Origin of the sequence: Curvibacter cyanobacteriorum, assembly GCF_028649475.1 — a bacterium.
GTDB lineage: Bacteria > Pseudomonadota > Gammaproteobacteria > Burkholderiales > Burkholderiaceae_C > Curvibacter > Curvibacter cyanobacteriorum.
Genome location: NZ_JAQSIP010000003.1, coordinates 223345 through 243220, shown reverse-complemented (window position 1 = coordinate 243220; position 19876 = coordinate 223345). Strand labels below are relative to the sequence as shown.

Genomic DNA, 19876 nt, shown 5'->3' with positions numbered 1-19876 from the left:
TAGCCGAATGCACGCCCATCGACAGCCCCCCGGGTGGTGCGAAAACGACTGCCAGGGCCGTGCCGGAGCCCCGGCACCCGGCCCACGGCGGCCCGCACCCGCGGGCCTGCCGCCGCCGGTCAACCGAGGCGCAGCGGCACAAAGAGGCGGTCTTCGCCGCGCTGGATCAGCAGCGCCACCGACTTGTCCGACGCCGCCACCGCCGCACGCACCTGGTCCACCGAGCGCACCGGCGTGCCATTCACGGCCAGCAACACGTCGCCCGACTGCACCCCGGCGCGCGCGGCGGCGCCACGCGCGTCCTCCACCAACAAGCCATCGGCAGAGCCCAGTTGCCGGTGCTCCTGCGGTTGCAGGGGGCGCAGCGCCAGGCCCAGGCGCCCGGCCGGGCGGCCCGCGGCGGCGGCGTCGGTGTCGGCCTCGGTGGTCTTGTCACCGGCCTTGCCCAGGCGCGCGCTCAGTGCCTTGGCCTGCCCCTGGCGCCAGATGTCCAGCGACACCGTGTCACCGGGCGAGGCCAGCGCAATGACCGCCGGCAGGTCCCCCGAGGACACCACCTTCTGCCCGTTCACCTGGCGGATCACGTCGCCCGACTGCAGGCCGGCGCGCTCGGCGGGGCCGTTCTTTTCAACGCGCGACACCAGCGCGCCCTCGGGCCGGTCGAGCTTGAAGGAGTCGGCCAGGGTCTGGTTGACCTCCTGCACCACCACGCCCAGGCGTGCGTGCTCGACGTGGCCGGTGGCGACGATCTGCTCGCGGATGCGGTTGGCCAGGTCGATCGGGATCGCGAACGACACCCCCTGGTAGCCCCCGGTGCGGCTGTAGATTTGCGAGTTGATCCCCACCACCTCGCCACGCGCATTGAACAGCGGCCCCCCCGAGTTGCCCGGGTTGATGGCCACGTCGGTCTGGATGAAGGGCACCGCGCTGTCGTCGGGCAGCGAGCGCCCCTTGGCGCTGACCACGCCCGCCGTGACGGTGTTCTCGAAGCCAAACGGCGAGCCGATGGCCAGCACCCACTCGCCCACCTTGAGGTCGGCCATGCGGCCGAACTTGACCACGGGCAGGTGCTTGGCCTCGACCTTGATGACCGCCACATCGGTGCGCGGGTCGGCGCCCAGCACCTTGGCGCGCAGTTCACGCCGGTCGGTCAGCTTGACGGTGACTTCCTTGGCGCCCTTGACCACGTGGGCGTTGGTCAGGATCAGGCCGTCCTCACTGACGATGAAGCCCGAGCCCTGGCCGCGCACCGGGGTGTCGTGGGGCCGCGCCCGCGGGCCACTGCCCTGCCCCGGCCCCAAGCCCGGGGGGCCGAAGCGGCGCAGGAACTCGGCCATGCCGGGGGGCAGGCCGGCACCCGCGTCGGCCTGGCTGCTGTCGGCCTCGTCGTCGGCGCTGGCGGTGCCGACCACGCTGATGTTGACCACCGCGGGGCCGTAGCGCTCGGTGATCTGCGAAAAATCAGGGCCTGTCAGCCCCGCCGCCGGGGCCGCGGCCAGCGCAGGCGCGGGCGCGGCGGCCGTCAGGCCGGTTGGGGCCGACTGGGCATGGGCCTGCAAGCCCTGCAGCGCCGACACGCCCGCCCCGCCCAGGGTGCCGGCCGCCAGCAAGGCGAGCAGCAGACGGGAGGGACGCAGATGGATGCTCTGGGACATGGTGTTCTCCTGGTGAAAGAAGCGGTTGCGATGGCCAGACTGTGCGACGCGGGCCTTAGGCCCGTCTTAAGCCCGCCCCGGCGTTGGCGCTGGGGCCGAGGCGGCACCCAAGCGCAACAGTCCGCGCGGCATCTGTAACGGGGGTCAGCAACGGTTTCCAAACGGTCCAAAACGCCGTTCATCGCGGTTGCGAGCCGTTAAATTGGCGCCGCCAGACACCTTCCAACGACCGCCCAACTCACCTCCGCCGGCCCTGCCGGCGCTTCACGCCATGCGCATCCAAGCCCGCTCGACCCAACTTGAAATCCGCGACGAAGGCCCGCACGACGGCCCCGCGATCCTGCTGATCATGGGCCTGGGCCTGCAGCTGGTGGCCTGGCCTGACAGCCTGATCGACGGCCTGCTGCAGGCCGGCTACCGCGTGGTCCGCTTTGACAACCGCGACATCGGCCTGTCCCAGCACTACGACGAGTTGGGGGTGCCCAACCTGCCCTGGCAAATGCTGCGCCAGGCGCTGCGCATGCCGGGGCGTCCGCCCTACCGCCTGCAGGACATGGCGCAGGACAGCCTGGGCGTGCTGGACGCGCTGAACATCGAACGCGCCCATGTGCTGGGCGTGAGCATGGGCGGCATGATCGCCCAGCGCATGGCCATCGCGGCACCGCAGCGCCTGCGCAGCCTGACCAGCGTGATGAGCAGCAGTGGCGCGCGCGGCCTGCCCGGACCAAACGCTTCGGTGCGGCAGGCCCTGCTGCGCCGCCCCGGCGGCGACACCGAGAGCATCCTGCAGCACATGCTGGCGCTGTACCAGCTGATCGGCAGCCCGGGCTTTCAGGACGACCCCGAGCGCCTGCGCCGCCGCATCCTGGCCGGCATCCACCGCAGCTACCACCCCGAAGGCACGGTGCGGCAGATGTCCGCCATCCTGGCCGACACACGGCGCGCCCAGGCCCTGACCAGCCTGCGCTGCCCGACCCTGGTGGTGCACGGCCGGCAAGACCCGCTGGTGCCACTGGCCTGTGGCGAAGACTGCGCCGCGCGCATCCCCGGCGCCCGGCTTGAGGTCATTGACGGCATGGGGCACGACCTGCCCGATGGCGTGGTGCAGCGCCTGCTGCCCCTGCTGCTGCCCCACCTGGCCGCGCACTGAGACCCCGGGCCCGGGCCATGGCCAATCCGCGGGGAACGAGCGATGGGGAAGGCCACGGCGCTGGTCATGGCCAGGCCCGGGCCGGGTTCAAGTGGGCGACCCCGCCTCGGGGGCAAAGTGCACGCTGACGCGCAAACCGCCCAGGCGCACCGCGTCGCCCAGTTCGAGGCGCGCGCCATGCTGGCGGGCCACCGCCTCGACGATGGCCAGGCCCAGGCCGCTGCCAGGGATGTCGGACACCGCGTCGCCGCGCATGAAGCGGTCGCGCACCCGGCTGCGTTGCGCGGCCGGGATGCCGGGCCCGCTGTCCTCCACCCACCAGACGGGCTGGCCCGACACCGGGTCGCGCTGCAGGCCCACATCGATCTGGCCCGGCCCCGGCGTGTACTTGATGGCGTTGTCCAGCAGGTTGCGCAGCAGCACCCGCAAGCCCTCGGGCTGGCCGGGCACGCTCCAGGGGCCTTCAACAGTCCCATCGGCCAGGCCCAGGTCCAGACCGCGCGCGCGCGCCAACGGCAGCGCATCGGCCACGCCTTCGCGCGTCAGCGCCAGCAGGTCGACTGGCACGGCGGCGCGTTGGGCCGCCGCGTCAAGGCTTTCGTGGCGGGCCAGCAGCAGCAACTGGGCCACCATGTCGATGGCCCGGTCGATGCCCTCGCGCAGGCGCTGCTGGGCCTGCTCGCGGGCCGCGTCGTCGGGCGCCCGTTGCAGGGCCTGCAGCTGCAGGCGCAGCGCGGTCAGCGGGGTGCGCAACTCGTGCGCGGCATCGGCCACAAAATGGCGCTGTGTCTGCAGCGTGGTTTGCACGCGCGCGAACAGCGCATTGAGCTCGGCGACCAGCGGGCGCACCTCGTCGGGCAGGTCGCGGTCCGGCAGCGGCGCCAGGTCGTCCGCGCTGCGCTGTGCAACCTGACGCTGCATGCGCTGCACTGGGCGCAGGGTGCGGCCAATGATCCAGCCCACCACCAGCATCAGCAGCGGCGTGATGCCCAACAGCGGCAGCACCGCGCGCAGCGCCAGGCCGCGGGCCCGTGCGTCGCGTTCGCCCATGTCCTGCGCGATCTGCACGGTCTGCAGCGGCGATTGCAGGGTGTAGACGCGGTAGCGGGCACCGTCGACCTCCAGGTCCGAAAAGCCCAGCACCGCCCGCCCGGGCAGCACCGAGCGGGGCGAGCGGAAGATCTGCAGCCCGTCCGGACCCCAGACCTGCACCTCGATGCCGCCGCCCTCGGACTGGCCCGGGTGCAGCGCGCCCAGTGGCAGGCCCTCCTGCACCTGGCGCGCCAGTTGTTGCAGGTGTTCGTCGAACAAGGCGTCGGCCTCGCGCAAGGCATTGCGGTAGGCCGCGGTGGCCAGCACCGCACAGGCCAGCAAAATGGCGCCCAGCACCAAGGCCTGCAGGCGCGCGCGCAGCGAGTGGCGCCGGGGCGGGCGTGGTGATCGCCATGCCACCAGCGGCCCGGCCGGGGGGCGGGGCGGGGCGTCGCTCATTCGCGCGGCACCAGGTAGCCCAGGCCGCGCACGGTCTGGATCAGCGAGGCGCCCAGCTTCTTGCGCACGCCATGGATGTAGACCTCGACCGCGTTGCTGCTGACCTCGTCCTTCCAGCTGAAGAGCTTTTCTTCGAGCTGGGCCCGCGAAAAAATCACCCCGGGGCGCGCCAGCATCGGCTCGAGCACGGCCCATTCGCGGGCCGACAGGCTGACCGGCTGGCCCTGCCAGCTGGCTTCGTGGGTAGCGGGGTTGAGGCGCACGCCGTGCTGCTCGAACACCGGCCCGGCCTGGCCGGCCTGGCGGCGCAGCAAGGCCCGCACGCGGGCCAGCAACTCGTCGGTGTCAAAGGGCTTGACCAGGTAGTCGTCGGCCCCGGCGTCCAGGCCGGCGACCCGGTCACCTACCGCGTCCCGCGCGGTCAGCACCAGCACCGGCAAGGTGCTGCGCTGCGCGCGCAGCTCGCCCAGCACCTGCAGGCCATCGCGGCGCGGCAGGCCCAGGTCGAGCAGCATGAGGTCGTAGGCGTGGCTGGCCAGGGCGGTTTGGGCCATCTCCCCGTCGCGCACCCAGTCGACGGCGTAGTGCTCGGCGCGCAGCACCTCGAGCACGGCCTGGCCGATCATGGGGTCGTCTTCTACCAGCAACAGTCTCATGGCGGGGCCTCGCAAGGCGGAGAGGGTGAAGTCGGGCAGTGTGCCCGGCCCGACTTAGGCCAGTCTGAAGCCCCGGCAGGTGCCGGGGCACCGCCCTCAGGCGGCCAGGCGCTGGCGGTGGCGCGCGATCTGGGCGCGCACCTGCTCGGGCGCGGTGCCGCCCAGGGTGTTGCGGGCGTTCAGCGAGCCGCGCAGGCTCAGCACCTCGTAGACGTCCTGCTCGATGCTGGGGTTGAACTGCTGCAGCACGGCCAGCGGCAGCTCGGACAGGTCGACCTGCTGGGTGATGGCCGCCTTGACCGCGTGGGCCACGGTTTCGTGGGCGTCGCGGAAGGGCAGGCCCTTCTTGACCAGGTAATCGGCCAGGTCGGTGGCGGTGGCGTAGCCGCGCTTGGCCGCATCTTCCATGGCCTGCGGGCGCACGGTGATGCCGTCCACCATCTCGGCAAAGATGCGCAGCGTGTCCTTGAGCGTGTCGACGGTGTCGAACAGCGGCTCCTTGTCCTCCTGGTTGTCCTTGTTGTAGGCCAGGGGCTGGCCCTTCATCAGGGTGATCAGGCCCATCAGGTGGCCCACCACGCGGCCGGTCTTGCCGCGCGCGAGTTCGGGCACGTCGGGGTTTTTCTTCTGCGGCATGATCGAGCTGCCGGTGGTGAAGCGGTCCGCGATCTGGATGAAGCCAAAGTTCTGGCTCATCCACAGGATCAGTTCTTCAGACAGGCGGCTGATGTGCACCATGGCCAGCGAGGCCGCTGCGGTGAACTCAATCGCGAAGTCGCGGTCGCTCACGGCGTCCAGGCTGTTCTGGCAGACGCCGTCCATGCCCAGGGTCTGCGCCACGCGGGCGCGGTCCAGCGGGTAGCTGGTGCCGGCCAGTGCGGCCGAGCCCAGCGGCAGGCGGTTGACGCGGCGGCGCACGTCGGCCATGCGCTCCGCATCGCGGCTGAACATTTCGACATAGGCCAGCATGTGGTGGCCAAAGCTCACCGGCTGCGCCACCTGCAGGTGGGTGAAGCCCGGCAGGATGACTTCGACGTTGCGCGAAGCGATGTCGAGCAGGGCTTTTTGCAGGTCGACCAGCAGGCCGCTGATCAGATCAATCTCGCCACGCAGCCACAGGCGCACGTCGGTGGCGACCTGGTCGTTGCGGCTGCGGCCCGTGTGCAGACGCTTGCCGGCGTCACCGACCAGCTGGGTCAGGCGGGCTTCGATGTTCAGGTGGACGTCTTCGAGGTCGAGCTTCCACTCGAAGGTGCCGGCTTCGATCTCCGCGCGGATCTGGGCCATGCCGCGCTGGATGGCGGCCAGGTCGTCGGCGCTGATGATGCCCTGGGCCGCCAGCATGTCGGCGTGGGCCAGGGAGCCCGTCAGGTCGGCCAGCCAAAGGCGCTTGTCGAAGAAGACGCTCGAGGTGTAGCGCTTGACCAGGTCGCTCATGGGCTCGGAAAACAGGGCCGACCAGGCCTCCGATTTTTTGTCGAGCTGGTTAACGGAGGCCGATGCAGCCTGGGCTGCAGAGTTGGAGCTGGTGGACATGGGGGTCAATAATCCGGTTCGGGCAGCCGCCGTCAGGCCGCTGCCCATGAGGCGCATGAAAGGCGCGTGGCAATGAAAGATTCTCAAATTTTATCGACCTTCGGCGGCACCCCGACCGAGCCCCCGTCGCCAACCCCGGCCCGGGCCCCGGCGCTGGTGTTCGACGCCTGCCACCTGGGCGTCATCCTGCGCGCCCTGTTGTTCGTCGAAACCGTGCTGGGCGTGGCCGTGATGTACCGCGCCGACGACTTTGTGAGCTGGGTCACCGGCCTGGGCCTGCTGACCATGGCGGGCTTGCCTGGCACCCTGGCCTGGCTGGTGCTGGCGTGCAGCCTGAAGCGGCCACTGGCCGGCCTGCCCACCGGGGGCCAGTACCTGGCCGGGGCGGTGCTGGGCGCGCTGGCCGGGCTGTACGGCTGCTTCATGCTGTCGCTGGGCCCGTTCCTGACCCAGGCCCCGCCGTGGCTGGCCAGCGCCATGACCGGCGCCTTGCTGGCCAGCCTGCTGGTGGGCGCGCTGCTGCTGCGGGCCCGCGGCCGCACCCCGGCCACCACCACCGCGCGGCTGGCCGAGCTGCAGTCGCGCATCCGCCCGCACTTCCTGTTCAACACCCTGAACAGCGCGATCGCGCTGGTGCGTGCCGAGCCGGGCCGCGCCGAAACCCTGCTGGAGGACCTCAGCGACCTGTTCCGCGCCGCCTTGCTGGACCAGGGCGAGACCACCACCTTGGCCCAGGAGGTGCAGTTGGCACGCCACTACCTGGCCATCGAGCAGGTGCGATTTGGCGAACGGCTGCGCGTGCAGTGGCAGATCGACCCGGCCGCCGACCGGGCGCGCCTGCCGCCGCTGCTGCTGCAACCGCTGGTGGAGAACGCCATCAAGCACGGCGTCGAGCCCAGCACCGAGGGGGGCGAAGTGCAGGTGCGCACCCGGCTCACCGGCCAGCGCGTGCGCATCGACATCCTGAACACGCTACCAAACGCAACATCGACCGACGGGTCCCGCACGGCGGGCCACGGGATTGCGCTGGCAAATGTAAGGGACCGCTTGCGTTTGTTGCACGACGTCGAAATTGAGTTCAACGCTGGGGTCCGGGACGACCACTACCATGTCCGAATCACGTTTCCAGCGTGAGCCGGGCGCGGTGATATGACCGCCACATTGATCCACCCTCCGTCCCGAAAGCACCATGGAGCTTCACTATCTGATCGTTGACGACGAGTCCCTGGCCCGCAGCCGCCTGCGCGCCTTGCTCAGCGAATACAAGCCCGACCAGCCTTACACCGTCCAGGAGGCCGCCAACGCCGTCACCGCCATGGGGGTGCTGGACCGCGAGCCCATCGACGTGGTCCTGCTCGACATCCACATGCCGGGCACCGACGGCCTGGGCCTGGCCAACCACCTGCGCATCCTGCGCCGCCCACCGGTGGTGATCTTTGTCACCGCCCACGCCGAGCACGCGGTGCAGGCCTTCGACCTCGACGCGGTGGACTACCTGACCAAACCCGTGCGCTCCGAGCGCCTGCGCGACGCGCTGGCCAAGGCCGAGCGTCGCCTGCAGGCCGCACGGGGGCAACTGCCGCCCCCGGTGCCCACCGAGCACCTGATCATCCAGGACCGCGGCCGCACCGAGCGGGTGCCGCTGGCCGAGGTGCTGTACTTCAAGGCCGAACTCAAGTACGTGACCGTGCGTACCGCCGTGCGCAGCTACATCCTCGACGGCTCGCTGAGCGAACTCGAAAGCCGCTACAGCAGCCAGTTCATGCGCATCCACCGCAACGCCCTGGTGGCCCGCCACGCGGTGCGCGCGCTCGAAAAGCACTTTGACGCCGAAGAGGGCGACGGCTGGGCCGTGCGCCTGCAAGGGCTGGACGAACGCCTGTCGGTGTCGCGCCGGCAACTGGCGGCCGTGCGCGAGGCGATCTCCGCCAACTGAGGCCCCGCCCCCGGCTGGGCGCCCCGGGGCCGGACCCCAGCGCGAGATCCGCGCCCATTGCGTTCGCCCCCTTCCCCACTCAGCCCCTCGCCCCCTCCCCTGTTCTCCTCCACCCGATCACCCCGTCGATGAGCGGCCGTTCGCTGGGTCACGCTGCGCTCACCGCTCTGGGCGGGTCAGCGCTCCGGGGTGGGCGCGCGCGCAGCGCTGCCCACCGCCTGCTGCACCACCTCCCGGATCAGGTCCAAAGCCCGCTTGTGGGTCTCGGTGGCAGGGCGCCGGGACGACCACACCAGGTTCAGCTCGCTCATGACGCGCGGCGAGTGGATGGCGTGCAGCGCAAACGGCGCCGCATTGTCAAAGTTGCTCAGGGTGTAGGCGGGCAGCACCGCGTGGCCCAGGCCCTCCTTGACCAGGTTCAGGATGGCGTTGAGCCCGTCGACCTGCAGGGTGACGCGGGGCTTGAGGCCAAAGCGCGCCATCTCGCCGTCCAACAACAGGCGAAACACATTCGGACTGCTGGGCAGGATCAGCGGCAAGGCGGCCACCTCGCGCAGGCTCAGCGCGGGCGGCAAGGGCTGGGCCTGGGTCAGCGGGCTGTCGTGGGCCGCGATCAGCACCAGCTCCTCCTGGTGCAGGCTCAGGCTGTCCAGGTCGGGCGAGTGGTTGGGGTTGTAGAGCACGGCCATGTCGAGGTTGCCCACGCGCAAGCCCTCGTACATCTGCACCGAGAAGCCCTCGGTCAGGGTCAGGCGCGCCTGCGGCAGGTGCTGCATGAAAGCCCGGGTCAGCGGCACGGTGATCAGGCGCGACAAGCTGGGCGGCAAGCCAATCGACACCCGCCCGGCCAGCGCACCACGCACGGCGCCCAGCTCTTCGCGCGCCACCTCGACCTGGTGCAGGATGCCGCGCCCATGCTCCAGCAGCAGCTTGCCGCTTTCGGTCAGCTTGACACCGCGGCCGTTGCGGTCAAGCAGGTTCTGGCGCAACTCCACCTCCAGCAGCCGCACCTGGCGGCTCAGCGCCGGCTGGGCGATGTTGAGCGCGATCGAAGCCCGGGTGAAGCTGCCCAGTTCGGCCACGCGCACAAAGTATTCGAGTTGCTTGAGGTCCATACCGCGAGAAAAATGTATAACTTTCGTCAAACTATATCAATCCGGCATACCAGCTAGACGCCACAGCCGCTGGCTCGATGGCCCCGGCATGGCCAGAATCGCGGCCATGCAAACCCCCATCCCCTGTCTGTTCATGCGCGGCGGCACCTCCAAGGGGCCGTTCTTCCTGGAAACCGACCTGCCGGCTGACCTGCCCACGCGCGACCGCGTGCTGCTGTCGGTCATGGGCTCGCCCGACAAACGCCAGATCGACGGCCTGGGCGGCGCCCACCCGCTGACCAGCAAGGTGGGCATCGTGCGCCCCAGCACCACCCCGGGCGTGGACCTCGACTTCCTGTTTGCCCAGTTGCAGCCCGACAAGGACACGGTGGACACCACCCCCAACTGCGGCAACATGCTGGCCGCCGTGGTGCCGTTTGCGCTGGAGCGCGGCCTGGTGCAGGCCCAAGGGGACACCAGCACCTTCCGCGTGCTGACCCTGAACACCGACATGCAGTGCGACATCACGGTGCAAACCCCGCTGGGCCCGAACGGCCAGCGCCATGTCGAGTACGCGGGCGACGCGCGCATCGACGGCGCACCGGGCAGTTCGGCCCCGATCACCATCAACTTCCTGGACACCGCCGGTTCGGTGGCGCCGGGCCTGCTGCCCACCGGGAACGTGCGCGATGTGATCGATGGCGTGGCCGTGACCTGCATCGACAACGGCATGCCGCTGGTGATCTTCAAGGCCGCCGACGTGGGCCGCACCGGCTATGAAAGCGTGGCCGAGCTGAACGCCGACACCGAACTCAAGGCCCGCATCGAACGCCTGCGCATTGCCGCCGGCCACGCCATGGGCCTGGGCGACGTGACGCCCAAGAACTACCCCAAGATGACCCTGATCGCGCCGCCGCGCGACGGCGGGGCACTGAGCACCCGCAGCTTCATCCCGCACGTCTGCCACGACGCCATCGGCGTGCTGGCGGCCGTCACCGTGGGCACCGCCTGCGTGCTCCAGGGCTCGGTCTGCGACGGCGTGGCCGTGGTGCCCGAGGGCGCCAGCAAGAAGGTGTCGGTGGAACACCCGACCGGCGAGTTCAGCGTCGAGCTGGCCACCGAACCCGCGGCCGACGCGCCTGGCGGCCAGGCCGTCACCAAGGCCGCCCTGCTGCGCACCGCCCGCCTGCTGATGCGTGGCGAGGCGATGGTGCCCGCCAGCGTCTGGGCACCCGCGCGCTGAGCCTCTGCCACCGGGCTGGCCGCGTGCCTGCCCGCCCCCGAACCCAACTGAACACACTGGAGAGAGAGCAATGATCATCGACGTACACGGCCACTACACCACCGCCCCGGCCGCCCTGGGCGCCTGGCGCGACCTGCAGATCGCTGCCCTGAAGGACCCGAGCAAGGCCCCCAAGGCCTCGGACCTGAAGATCAGCGACGACGAACTGCGCGAGTCGATCGAGACCAACCAGCTGCGCCTGATGAAGGAGCGCGGCTCGGACCTGACCATCTTCAGCCCGCGCGCCAGCTTCATGGCCCACCACATCGGCGACTTCAACGTGTCCTCGACCTGGGCCGCCATCTGCAACGAGCTGTGCTACCGCGTCAGCCAGCTGTTCCCTGAGCACTTCGTTCCGGCGGCCATGCTGCCGCAGTCGCCCGGCGTCGACCCGGCCACCTCCATCCCCGAGCTGGTCAAGTGCGTCGAGCAGTACGGCAACGTCGGCATCAACCTGAACCCCGATCCGTCGGGCGGCCACTGGACCAGCCCGCCGCTGTCCGACCGCCACTGGTACCCCATCTACGAAAAGATGGTCGAGTACGACATCCCGGCCATGATCCACGTCAGTACCAGCTGCAACAGCTGCTTCCACACCACCGGCGCGCACTACCTGAACGCCGACACCACGGCCTTCATGCAGTGCCTGACCAGCGACCTGTTCAAGGACTTCCCGACGCTGAAGTTCCTGATCCCGCACGGCGGCGGCGCCGTGCCTTACCACTGGGGCCGTTTCCGCGGTCTGGCGCAAGAACTCAAGAAGCCGCTGCTCAAAGACCACCTGCTGAACAACATCTTCTTTGACACCTGCGTCTACCACCAGCCGGGCATCGACCTGCTGACCAAGGTGATCCCGGTCGACAACATCCTGTTCGCCAGCGAGATGATTGGCGCCGTGCGCGGCATCGACCCTGAAACCGGCCACTACTACGACGACACCAAGCGCTACGTCGCCGCCACCCCCAACCTCAGCGACGAAGACCGCTACAAGGTCTACGAAGGCAACGCCCGCCGCGTCTTCCCGCGCCTGGACGCGCAGTTGAAAGCCAAGGGAAAGTAATTTCGAGCGAGCGCGCGCGCCCTGTCGTCGCAAGAGGCCGGGGTGAGCGTTTGGCGCAGGTCAAGGCGGAGCCCGCCAAGCGGGCGGGGGACACGGAGCCAAGCGCTCACCCCGGCCTCCGCCCCTTCCGCCCCCTCCGCCCCCTCTTCAACCACTGAACACACTTGGGAATCAAGACATGTACGAACTCGGAGTTGTCTACCGCAACATCACCCGCGCCGACCGCGCCGCCGCCGATGGCCTCGCGGCCCTGGGCAGCGCCACCGTGCACGAAGCCATGGGCCGCGTCGGCCTGTTGAAGCCCTACATGCGCCCCATCTACGCGGGCCAAAAGGTCTCGGGCACGGCCGTCACCGTGCTGCTGCAGCCGGGCGACAACTGGATGATGCACGTCGCGGCGGAGCAGATTCAGCCCGGCGACATCGTGGTCGCCGCCGTCACCGCCGAGTGCACCGACGGCTACTTTGGCGACCTGCTGGCCACCAGCTTCCAGGCCCGTGGCGCGCGCGCCCTGATCATCGACGCCGGTGTGCGCGATGTGGCCACGCTGCAAGAGATGAACTTCCCGGTCTGGAGCAAGGCCATCAGCAGCAAGGGCACCATCAAGGCCACCCTGGGCTCGGTCAACATCCCCGTGGTCTGCGCCGGCATGCTGGTGACACCGGGTGACGTGATCGTGGCCGACGACGACGGCGTGGTCTGCGTGCCCGCCGCCCGCGCTGCCGAGACCCTGGCCGCGGCCCAAAAGCGCGAATCGTTCGAAGGCGAAAAGCGCGCCAAGCTGGCCAGCGGCGTGCTGGGCCTGGACATGTACAAGATGCGCGAACCGCTGGCCGCCGCCGGCCTCAAGTACATCGACTGACGCCACGCGCACCGCCCCGGGCCTGTGGCCCTGGGCGCACGTTCCCCCTGATTGCCCGCCCGGTCCGCCCCCCTTCGGCAGCGGCCCGGCGCTCACCCCGAGAGACTGACATGAGCAAACCCACGACAGGCGATTTCACCAAGACCTCCGGCTGGCTGGACTGGTACGACGGCCCGAGCCAGCCGCGCTTCCAACTGCCCGCAGGCAGCGTCGACGCGCACTGCCACGTGTTCGGCCCCGGCGCCGAGTTCCCCTACGCCCCCGAGCGCAAGTACACCCCTTGCGACGCCAGCAAGGCCCAGCTCTACGCCCTGCGCGACCACCTGGGCTTTGCCCGCAATGTGGTGGTGCAAGCCACCTGCCACGGCGCCGACAACCGCGCCATGGTCGATGCCCTGGTCCACTCCAACGGCAAGGCCCGCGGCGTGGCCACGGTCAAGCGCAGCGTGAGCGACGCAGAGATCCAGGCCATGCACGACGCCGGCGTGCGCGGCGTGCGCTTCAACTTCGTCAAGCGCCTGGTCGACTTCACGCCCAAGGACGAGCTGCTGGAGATCGCCGGCCGCATCGCCAAATGGGGTTGGCATGTGGTGATCTACTTCGAGGCGGTGGACCTGCCCGAGCTGTGGGACTTCTTCACCGCCCTGCCCACCACCGTGGTGGTCGACCACATGGGCCGCCCGGACGTCAGCAAGCCCCTCGACGGCCCCGAGTTCCAGCTGTTCCTGAAGTTCATGCGCGAGCACCCGAACGTGTGGAGCAAGGTAAGCTGCCCCGAGCGCCTGAGCGTCAGCGGCCCCAAGGCCCTGAACGGCGAACAAAATGCCTACACCGACGTGATCCCCTTCGCCAAGCGCGTGGTGGAGGAGTTCCCCGACCGCGTGCTGTGGGGCACCGACTGGCCGCACCCCAACCTCAAGGACCACATGCCCGACGATGGCCTGCTGGTGGACTTCATCCCGCACATTGCGCCGACGGCTGAGTTGCAGCAAAAATTGCTGGTCAGCAACCCCATGCGCCTGTACTGGCCGGAAGAATGACCCCCACGCTCCGCCGCTGCCCCCTGAGGGGGTGCAAATCGCCTTGGGGCGGCCCGGCGATCGCAATGCCCCCACGCTCCGCCGCTGCGCGGGTCGCTGCCCCCCGAGGGGGTGCAAATCGCCTTGGGGCGGCCCGGCGGCGATTTGGACCGTTTTAATGGAGAGTTTGAATGGCACTTGATAAACCCTACCTGGACGTGCCCGGCACGACCATCTTCGACGCCGAGCAAAGCCGCAAGGGCTACTGGCTCAACCAGTTCTGCATGTCGCTGATGAAGGCCGAGAACCGCGAACGTTTCAAGGCCAACGAGCGTGCCTACCTGGACGAATGGCCGATGACCGAGGAACAAAAGCAAGGCGTGCTGACGCGCGACCTGAACCGCTGCATGGCCGCGGGCGGCAACATCTACTTCCTGGCCAAGATTGGCGCCACCGACGGCAAGAGCTTCCAGCAGATGGCAGGCTCGATGACCGGCATGACCGAAGAGGAGTACCGCAACATGATGATCAAGGGCGGCCGCTCGGTTGAAGGCAACCGCTACATCGGCGAAGACGGCGACGCCCAGGCCCACCGACAACCCCAGGGCAGCGCCCACCAGAAAGCCTGACATGGCCAAGATCACTGCATCCGTCTTCACCTCGCACGTCCCCGCCATCGGCGCGGCCATTGACCTCGGCAAGACCGAGGAGGCCTACTGGCAGCCCCTGTTCAAGGGCTACGAGTACTCCAAACAATGGATGAAGGACAACCGACCCGACGTCATCTTCCTGGTCTACAACGACCACGCCACGGCCTTCAGCCTGGAGATGATCCCGACCTTCGCCATCGGCACCGCCGCCGAGTTCCAGCCCGCTGACGAGGGCTGGGGCCCGCGCCCGGTGCCCAAGGTCATCGGCCACCCCGAGCTGGCCAGCCACATCGCGCAAAGCGTGATCCAGCAGGACTTCGACCTCACCATCGTCAACAAGATGGACGTGGACCACGGCCTGACCGTGCCGCTGTCGCTGATGTGTGGCCAGCCCGAAGCGTGGCCCTGCCCCGTCATCCCGTTCGCGGTCAACGTGGTGCAGTACCCGGTGCCCTCGGGCCGCCGCTGCTACAACCTGGGCCGGGCGATCCGCAAGGCGGTGGACAGCTTCGATGAGAACCTCAACGTGCACATCTGGGGCACCGGGGGCATGAGCCACCAGCTGCAGGGCCCGCGCGCCGGGTTGATCAACAAGGAATGGGACAACGCCTTCCTGGACCGCCTGATCGCCGACCCCGATGGCCTGTCCCAGGTGCCGCACATCGAGTACGTGCGTGAAGCCGGCTCCGAGGGCATCGAACTCGTGATGTGGCTGATCGCGCGTGGCGCGATGGACGACGTCAACGGCGGCAGCCAGCCGCCCCTCGTCAAGCACCGTTTCTTTCACGTCCCGGCGTCCAACACCGCCGTGGGTCACCTGATTTTGGAGAACCAAGCATGAGCAACAGCAAGACCATCAAAGTCGCCCTCGCGGGCGCCGGTGCCTTTGGCATCAAGCACCTGGACGGCATCAAGAACATCGACGGCGTCGAAGTGGTGTCGCTGATCAGCCGCGACCTCGAGAAGACCCGCGAAGTGGCCGCCAAGTACGGCATCGGTCACGTCACCACCGACCTGGCCGACAGCCTGGCCCTGCCTGAAGTCGACGCCGTGATCCTGTGCACGCCGACCCAGATGCACGCCGCGCAAAGCTTGGCCTGCCTGAAGGCCGGCAAGCATGTGCAGGTCGAAATCCCGCTGGCCGACAGTTGGAAGGACGCCGAAGACGTCGTGGCACTGGCCCGGAGCAGCGGCCTGGTCGCCATGTGCGGCCACACCCGCCGCTTCAACCCCAGCCACCAGTACGTGCACAAGAAGATCCAGGCCGGTGAGTTCAACATCCAGCAGATGGATGTGCAGACCTACTTCTTCCGTCGCACCAACATGAACGCGCTGGGCCAGCCGCGCAGCTGGACCGACCACCTGCTGTGGCACCACGCCGCCCACACCGTGGACCTGTTCGCCTACCAGTGCGGCAGCCCGATCGTGAAGGCCAACGCCATCCAGGGCCCGATCCACCCGACGCTGGGCATCGCCATGGACATGTCGATCCAGCTCAAGGCCGCCAACGGCGCCATCTGCACGCTCTCCCTGTCGTTCAACAACGACGGCCCGCTGGGCACCTTCTTCCGCTACATCGGCGACACCTCGACCTACATCGCCCGTTACGATGACCTGGTGAATGGCAAGGAGGAAAAAATCGATGTGTCGCAAGTGGACGTGTCCATGAACGGCATCGAGCTGCAGGACCGCGAGTTCTTTGCCGCCATCCGCGAAGGCCGTGAGCCCAACTCCAGCGTGGCCCAGGTGCTGCCCTGCTACAAGGTGCTGCACGACCTGGAACAGCAACTCAACGCCGCCTGAGCACCCCCTGCCCCTTCACGGCCCCCGCCCCCGCTGGGGCCGTTTTCATTGGAGGACCCACCCATGACCGCGACCCGACCCCTCGGCCCCTTCCACGTCAGCCCCATCGGCCTGGGCTGCATGAACCTGAGCCATGCCTATGGCCAGCCGCCCTCGTTCGAGGACGCCGAGCGCCTGCTGCTGCGCGCGCTCGACCTCGGCGTGACCCTGTTCGACACCGCCGCGCTGTACGGTTTTGGTGCCAACGAAACCCTGGTCGGCCAGGTGCTGGCCAAGCACCGTCAGAAATTCACCCTGGCCAGCAAATGCGGCATGCAGGGCGTGCGCTTTCCCGATGGCGTCAAGCGCGTCATCGATGGCCGCCCCGAGACCCTGCGCGCCACCTGCGAAGACAGCCTGCGCCGCCTGCAGACCGACGTGATCGACCTGTACTACCTGCACCGCTGGGACAAGCAGGTGCCGATCGAGGACTCGGTGGGCGCGCTGGCCGACCTGGTGCGCGCCGGCAAGATCCGCAGCATCGGCCTGAGCGAGGTGTCGGCCGCCACGCTGCGCCGCGCCCATGCGGTGCACCCCATCACCGCGGTGCAGACCGAGTACTCGCTGTGGACGCGCAACCCCGAGATCGCGGTGCTCGACGCCTGCGCCGAACTCGGCACCGCGTTTGTCGCCTTCAGCCCGGTGGCGCGCGGCTTCCTGACCGGCCAGGTGCGCGATGTGAGCGCCTTCGACGCCAAGGACATCCGCCGCGCCATGCCGCGCTTCGCCCCCGACACCTACGCGGCCAACCTGCGCCTGCTCGACGGCGTGGCCGAGGTGGCACGCGAGGCCGGCTGCAGCCTGGCCCAGCTCGCGCTGGCCTGGCTGCTGCAACGCGCGCCCCACATCATCCCGATCCCGGGCACCACGCGCATCGACCACCTCGAAGAGAACTGGGGCGCGCTCCAAGTCCGTTTGAACGCGGCGCAAATGGCCAGTCTGGACCAACTGATCAACCGCCACACCGTGCACGGGCCGCGCTACAACGCCGGCAACCAGGTGGAGATCGACACCGAGGAGTTTGGCGCTTGAGCGCCCCGCTGACCCCGGCCCTGCGCCGCCGGCCAATGCTGGTGGCGCTGGGGGCGCTGGCCAGCCTGGCAGGCCCGGGCCTGCTCAGTGCCCCAGCCCGCGCACAGAGCACGTTCCCGCAGCGGCCCATCACCCTGGTGGTGCCCTTTGCGGCGGGGGGCGTGGCCGACCTGACCGCGCGGGTCGTGGGGCAGGCCATGGGCAGCGTGCTCAAGCAGCCCGTGGTGGTCGACAACCGCCCCGGCGCGGGGGGCATTGTGGCCACCAGCCTGGTGGTGCAGGCCGCGCCCGACGGCCACACCCTGCTGCTGATGAGCAACGCCAGCGCCGTCAGCGTGCACCTGTTCAAGAAGCTGCCGTTTGACGTCACGCGCCAGCTCGCGCCCATCAGCACCCTGGGCTTTTTTGACCTGGGGCTGGCGGTGCCCGCCACGTCGCGCTTCAAGACCCTGGCCGACCTGCTGGCCTACGCGCGTGCCCAGCCCGGGCGGCTGACGCTGGGCAGCATCGCCCCGGGCAGCACCCAGCACCTGGCGGCCGAGTTGTTCAAGTCACGCGCGGGCATCGAGGCCACGGTGGTGCCCTACAAGGGCTCGCCGGCCCTGCTGCAGGCGCTGCGCGCGGGCGAAGTGGACCTGGGCTTTGAGATCCTCAGCCCGCTGCTGCCCCAGGTGCAGGCGCAGGCCCTGCGCCTGCTGGCGGTGACCGGGGCACAGCGTTTCAGCGGCCTGCCCGAGGTCGCCACCGTCAAAGAACAAGGCGTGGCGCAGTACGAGGTGGACAGCTGGAACGCGCTCGCCGCCCCGGCGGGCACGCCGCCGCAGGCGCTGGATCGGCTGAACGCGGCCGCCCGCGACGCCCTGGCCCAGCCCGCGGTGCAAAGCGCGCTGCTGAAGCTCGGCGTCAAGCCCCAAGCCGGCACCCCGGCCGAGCTGAGCCAGCTGTTGAACAGCGAGATCAAGCACTGGGGCGAGGTGGTGCGCCGAGCCGGCATCACGCCGGAGTGAGCGGACTCAGGCCGGGTTCAGCAGACTGGCCAGGTTGAAGCCCGGATCCGCCGCCTGCTCGGGCGTGGGCGACACGCCCGCATCGAGCAGCTTGCGGGCCGTCAAGTGGTCTTTGGCGGCGTTGACCGAATCCACCGCCAGCAGCCGCCCGCCGCGGTACTGGAAGACCGAGAACGGACTGTCGTCGTCCAGGCGGCCGCGCAGCACGGCCTGGTCAGCCCCTTCGGACAGGCCGGCCATCTGCAGCTTGCGCTCGTACTGGTCGGACCAGAACCAGGGCGTGGCCGTGAAGGGCCGCTCCTGACCCAGCAGGGCGGCGGCCGCGGCCTTGCCCTGCTCGGAGGCGTTCTGCACCGACTCCAGGCGCAGCAGCCGGCCGTCAGGCAGGCGGCGCGCGGCGCAATCACCGGCGGCCACGATGCGGGGGTCGGCGGTGCGGCCGCAGGCATCGACCACGATGCCCCGGTCCACCACCAGGCCGGCCTCACGGGCCAGGGCATCGTTGGGCTGCACGCCCACCCCCAGCACCACCAGCGCGCAGGGCAGCTCGCGGCCATCGGCCAGTTGCACGGCCCGGGCCTGACCGTCGTGCACCACCAGACGCTCGATGGTGACGCCCAGTTCCAGCGCCACCCCGTGGCGGCGGTGCAGCGCGGCATACCAGTCGGACAATTGCGGGCTCAGCACCCGCCCCAGCAGGCGCGGCGCGGCTTCGAGCACGGTCACGGCCACGCCCTTCTTGCGCGCCGTGGCCGCCACCTCCAGGCCGATGAAGCCGCCGCCGATCACCACCAGGGGCAGGCCCTCGGCCTGGCAACGGGCCAGCCCGGCGGCGATGGCCAAGGCGTCGTCGCGACTGCGCAGGGTCAGCACGTTGGCGGCCTCGGCGCCGGGCCATGACAGGCGCCGAGGCGTGGCGCCGGTGGCCAGCACCAGGCCGCTGTAATGCAGCGCGCGGCCGTCGGACAAGCGCACGCTTTGGGCCGCCCGATCGATGGCCTGCACCGTGACCCCGGTCTGCAGCGTGATCTGCTTGCGCGCCAGCATCTCGGGCGCGCGCATCAGCAACTGGGCCGCATCCATCTCGCCGGCCAGCCAGGCCTTGGACAGCGGCGGGCGGTGGTACGGCGCATGGGGCTCGTCACCGATCAGGGTGATGGCGGCCGGGCTGCCGGCGCTGCGCAAGGCCTCGGCCGCCATCAGGCCGGCCTGGCCGGCGCCCACAATCACCAGATGGCCTTCGGGCGCCATGGCCTCGGGCAGCGCGCCACGGGCCAGCGTCATTCCTGCACCTCGGGCAGTTGCAGCGAGCCACCAGCCAGGGCCGGGCTGGCCTTGATCTGGCAGGCGAGGCGGCTGTTGGGGCGCCGCTCGGCGGCCACGTTGTCGAGCATGTCCAGTTCACCGGCGCTGGGCGGCGGCAGCACCGCCATCAGCTGATCGTCGACGTAGCAGTGGCAGGTGGCGCAGGCGCAGGAGCCGCCGCATTCGCCGAGGATGCCTTCGATGCCATTGGCAATGGCGGCCTGCATCAGGCTCCAGCCGTCGGGCACGTCGATGGCGGTGGCGGTGCCCGAGGCTTCAAGGTAGGTCAGGGTGGTCAT

General features: G+C 69.6%; 19 protein-coding genes. 12 read left to right on the top strand and 7 right to left on the bottom strand.

The features are described 5' to 3' along the window. Window positions 1–119 precede the first annotated feature (119 nt). Complete coding sequence (locus tag PSQ40_RS07725) at window positions 120–1655, bottom strand: Do family serine endopeptidase (RefSeq protein WP_273950310.1); 1536 nt, start codon at window positions 1653–1655, stop codon at window positions 120–122. A gap of 271 nt (window positions 1656–1926) precedes the next feature. On the opposite strand from PSQ40_RS07725, the gene PSQ40_RS07720 reads away from it, so the two are divergent. Continuing rightward, window positions 1927–2805, top strand: a complete 879-nt coding sequence (locus tag PSQ40_RS07720) for an alpha/beta fold hydrolase (RefSeq protein WP_273950308.1) — start codon at window positions 1927–1929, stop codon at window positions 2803–2805. A gap of 87 nt (window positions 2806–2892) precedes the next feature. Here the strand turns inward: PSQ40_RS07720 and PSQ40_RS07715 are convergent, their stop codons facing one another. The 3 genes from PSQ40_RS07715 to argH all read right to left on the bottom strand — a co-directional run bounded on the left by PSQ40_RS07715 (window position 2893) and on the right by argH (window position 6488). Beyond that, window positions 2893–4296: an ATP-binding protein gene (locus PSQ40_RS07715; protein WP_273950306.1), complete on the bottom strand. Its 1404-nt coding sequence runs from the start codon at window positions 4294–4296 to the stop codon at window positions 2893–2895. Continuing rightward, complete coding sequence (locus tag PSQ40_RS07710) at window positions 4293–4952, bottom strand: response regulator transcription factor (RefSeq protein ID WP_273950304.1); 660 nt, start codon at window positions 4950–4952, stop codon at window positions 4293–4295. Before PSQ40_RS07710 ends, PSQ40_RS07715 begins: the two co-directional genes overlap by 4 nt. Before the next feature lie 96 nt (window positions 4953–5048). Continuing rightward, the gene (gene argH / locus PSQ40_RS07705) at window positions 5049–6488 is read right to left on the bottom strand and encodes an argininosuccinate lyase (protein WP_273950302.1); all 1440 of its coding nucleotides are present in this window, start codon (window positions 6486–6488) and stop codon (window positions 5049–5051) included. Between the two features lie 72 nt (window positions 6489–6560). Between argH and PSQ40_RS07700 the strand changes: the two genes are divergently transcribed. Beyond that, window positions 6561–7622, top strand: a complete 1062-nt coding sequence (locus PSQ40_RS07700) for a histidine kinase (protein WP_273950300.1) — start codon at window positions 6561–6563, stop codon at window positions 7620–7622. A gap of 55 nt (window positions 7623–7677) precedes the next feature. Next, window positions 7678–8424 (top strand): LytR/AlgR family response regulator transcription factor, encoded by a 747-nt coding sequence (locus PSQ40_RS07695; protein WP_273950298.1) that lies wholly within the window; start codon window positions 7678–7680, stop codon window positions 8422–8424. A gap of 176 nt (window positions 8425–8600) precedes the next feature. On the opposite strand, the gene PSQ40_RS07690 is transcribed toward PSQ40_RS07695, so the two are convergent. Further along, window positions 8601–9539 carry a LysR family transcriptional regulator gene (locus tag PSQ40_RS07690; protein ID WP_273950296.1) on the bottom strand — a complete coding sequence of 313 codons (939 nt, stop codon included), beginning with the start codon at window positions 9537–9539 and terminating at the stop codon, window positions 8601–8603. Window positions 9540–9645: 106 nt separating this feature from the next. On the opposite strand from PSQ40_RS07690, the gene PSQ40_RS07685 reads away from it, so the two are divergent. From PSQ40_RS07685 to PSQ40_RS07645, 9 genes are all read left to right on the top strand, one after another. Further along, the gene (locus PSQ40_RS07685) at window positions 9646–10761 is read left to right on the top strand and encodes a 4-oxalomesaconate tautomerase (RefSeq protein ID WP_273950294.1); all 1116 of its coding nucleotides are present in this window, start codon (window positions 9646–9648) and stop codon (window positions 10759–10761) included. Window positions 10762–10831: 70 nt separating this feature from the next. Continuing rightward, a complete protein-coding gene (locus PSQ40_RS07680; protein WP_273950292.1) occupies window positions 10832–11860 on the top strand; it encodes an amidohydrolase family protein in 1029 nt (342 codons plus the stop codon). 178 nt (window positions 11861–12038) lie between these two features. Next, on the top strand, window positions 12039–12722 hold the full coding sequence (gene ligK / locus PSQ40_RS07675; protein WP_273950290.1) for a 4-carboxy-4-hydroxy-2-oxoadipate aldolase/oxaloacetate decarboxylase: 684 nt from the start codon (window positions 12039–12041) through the stop codon (window positions 12720–12722). 110 nt (window positions 12723–12832) lie between these two features. After that, window positions 12833–13762, top strand: coding sequence for an amidohydrolase family protein (locus tag PSQ40_RS07670; RefSeq protein ID WP_273950288.1), 930 nt, complete (start codon window positions 12833–12835; stop codon window positions 13760–13762). A 170-nt stretch (window positions 13763–13932) separates the two neighbouring features. Continuing rightward, entirely contained in the window at window positions 13933–14370 is a 438-nt protein-coding gene (gene ligA, locus PSQ40_RS07665; RefSeq protein WP_273950286.1) for a protocatechuate 4,5-dioxygenase subunit alpha, read from the top strand. A 1-nt stretch (window position 14371) separates the two neighbouring features. Then, window positions 14372–15232, top strand: coding sequence for a class III extradiol dioxygenase subunit beta (locus PSQ40_RS07660; RefSeq protein ID WP_273950285.1), 861 nt, complete (start codon window positions 14372–14374; stop codon window positions 15230–15232). After that, a complete protein-coding gene (locus PSQ40_RS07655) occupies window positions 15229–16194 on the top strand; it encodes a Gfo/Idh/MocA family oxidoreductase (RefSeq protein WP_273950283.1) in 966 nt (321 codons plus the stop codon). Before PSQ40_RS07660 ends, PSQ40_RS07655 begins: the two co-directional genes overlap by 4 nt. Before the next feature lie 63 nt (window positions 16195–16257). Continuing rightward, window positions 16258–17265, top strand: coding sequence for an aldo/keto reductase (locus PSQ40_RS07650; protein ID WP_273950281.1), 1008 nt, complete (start codon window positions 16258–16260; stop codon window positions 17263–17265). A gap of 35 nt (window positions 17266–17300) precedes the next feature. Continuing rightward, window positions 17301–18272 carry a Bug family tripartite tricarboxylate transporter substrate binding protein gene (locus PSQ40_RS07645; protein ID WP_273951147.1) on the top strand — a complete coding sequence of 324 codons (972 nt, stop codon included), beginning with the start codon at window positions 17301–17303 and terminating at the stop codon, window positions 18270–18272. Window positions 18273–18278: 6 nt separating this feature from the next. Here the strand turns inward: PSQ40_RS07645 and PSQ40_RS07640 are convergent, their stop codons facing one another. Beyond that, on the bottom strand, window positions 18279–19556 hold the full coding sequence (locus tag PSQ40_RS07640) for an NAD(P)/FAD-dependent oxidoreductase (protein ID WP_273950279.1): 1278 nt from the start codon (window positions 19554–19556) through the stop codon (window positions 18279–18281). Continuing rightward, window positions 19553–19876, bottom strand: a complete 324-nt coding sequence (locus tag PSQ40_RS07635) for a 2Fe-2S iron-sulfur cluster-binding protein (RefSeq protein WP_273950278.1) — start codon at window positions 19874–19876, stop codon at window positions 19553–19555. The genes PSQ40_RS07640 and PSQ40_RS07635 overlap by 4 nt, the downstream gene beginning before the upstream one ends.

What these genes read in the sequence shown, in the direction of transcription:
- PSQ40_RS07725 (WP_273950310.1), bottom strand. Translation starts at nt 1,655, where the DNA reads ATGTCCCAGAGCATCCATCTGCGTCCCTCCCGTCTGCTGCTCGCCTTG.
- PSQ40_RS07720 (WP_273950308.1), top strand. Translation starts at nt 1,927, where the DNA reads ATGCGCATCCAAGCCCGCTCGACCCAACTTGAAATCCGCGACGAAGGC.
- PSQ40_RS07715 (WP_273950306.1), bottom strand. Translation starts at nt 4,296, where the DNA reads ATGAGCGACGCCCCGCCCCGCCCCCCGGCCGGGCCGCTGGTGGCATGG.
- PSQ40_RS07710 (WP_273950304.1), bottom strand. Translation starts at nt 4,952, where the DNA reads ATGAGACTGTTGCTGGTAGAAGACGACCCCATGATCGGCCAGGCCGTG.
- argH (WP_273950302.1), bottom strand. Translation starts at nt 6,488, where the DNA reads ATGTCCACCAGCTCCAACTCTGCAGCCCAGGCTGCATCGGCCTCCGTT.
- PSQ40_RS07700 (WP_273950300.1), top strand. Translation starts at nt 6,561, where the DNA reads ATGAAAGATTCTCAAATTTTATCGACCTTCGGCGGCACCCCGACCGAG.
- PSQ40_RS07695 (WP_273950298.1), top strand. Translation starts at nt 7,678, where the DNA reads ATGGAGCTTCACTATCTGATCGTTGACGACGAGTCCCTGGCCCGCAGC.
- PSQ40_RS07690 (WP_273950296.1), bottom strand. Translation starts at nt 9,539, where the DNA reads ATGGACCTCAAGCAACTCGAATACTTTGTGCGCGTGGCCGAACTGGGC.
- PSQ40_RS07685 (WP_273950294.1), top strand. Translation starts at nt 9,646, where the DNA reads ATGCAAACCCCCATCCCCTGTCTGTTCATGCGCGGCGGCACCTCCAAG.
- PSQ40_RS07680 (WP_273950292.1), top strand. Translation starts at nt 10,832, where the DNA reads ATGATCATCGACGTACACGGCCACTACACCACCGCCCCGGCCGCCCTG.
- ligK (WP_273950290.1), top strand. Translation starts at nt 12,039, where the DNA reads ATGTACGAACTCGGAGTTGTCTACCGCAACATCACCCGCGCCGACCGC.
- PSQ40_RS07670 (WP_273950288.1), top strand. Translation starts at nt 12,833, where the DNA reads ATGAGCAAACCCACGACAGGCGATTTCACCAAGACCTCCGGCTGGCTG.
- ligA (WP_273950286.1), top strand. Translation starts at nt 13,933, where the DNA reads ATGGCACTTGATAAACCCTACCTGGACGTGCCCGGCACGACCATCTTC.
- PSQ40_RS07660 (WP_273950285.1), top strand. Translation starts at nt 14,372, where the DNA reads ATGGCCAAGATCACTGCATCCGTCTTCACCTCGCACGTCCCCGCCATC.
- PSQ40_RS07655 (WP_273950283.1), top strand. Translation starts at nt 15,229, where the DNA reads ATGAGCAACAGCAAGACCATCAAAGTCGCCCTCGCGGGCGCCGGTGCC.
- PSQ40_RS07650 (WP_273950281.1), top strand. Translation starts at nt 16,258, where the DNA reads ATGACCGCGACCCGACCCCTCGGCCCCTTCCACGTCAGCCCCATCGGC.
- PSQ40_RS07645 (WP_273951147.1), top strand. Translation starts at nt 17,301, where the DNA reads ATGCTGGTGGCGCTGGGGGCGCTGGCCAGCCTGGCAGGCCCGGGCCTG.
- PSQ40_RS07640 (WP_273950279.1), bottom strand. Translation starts at nt 19,556, where the DNA reads ATGACGCTGGCCCGTGGCGCGCTGCCCGAGGCCATGGCGCCCGAAGGC.
- PSQ40_RS07635 (WP_273950278.1), bottom strand. Translation starts at nt 19,876, where the DNA reads ATGACCACCCTGACCTACCTTGAAGCCTCGGGCACCGCCACCGCCATC.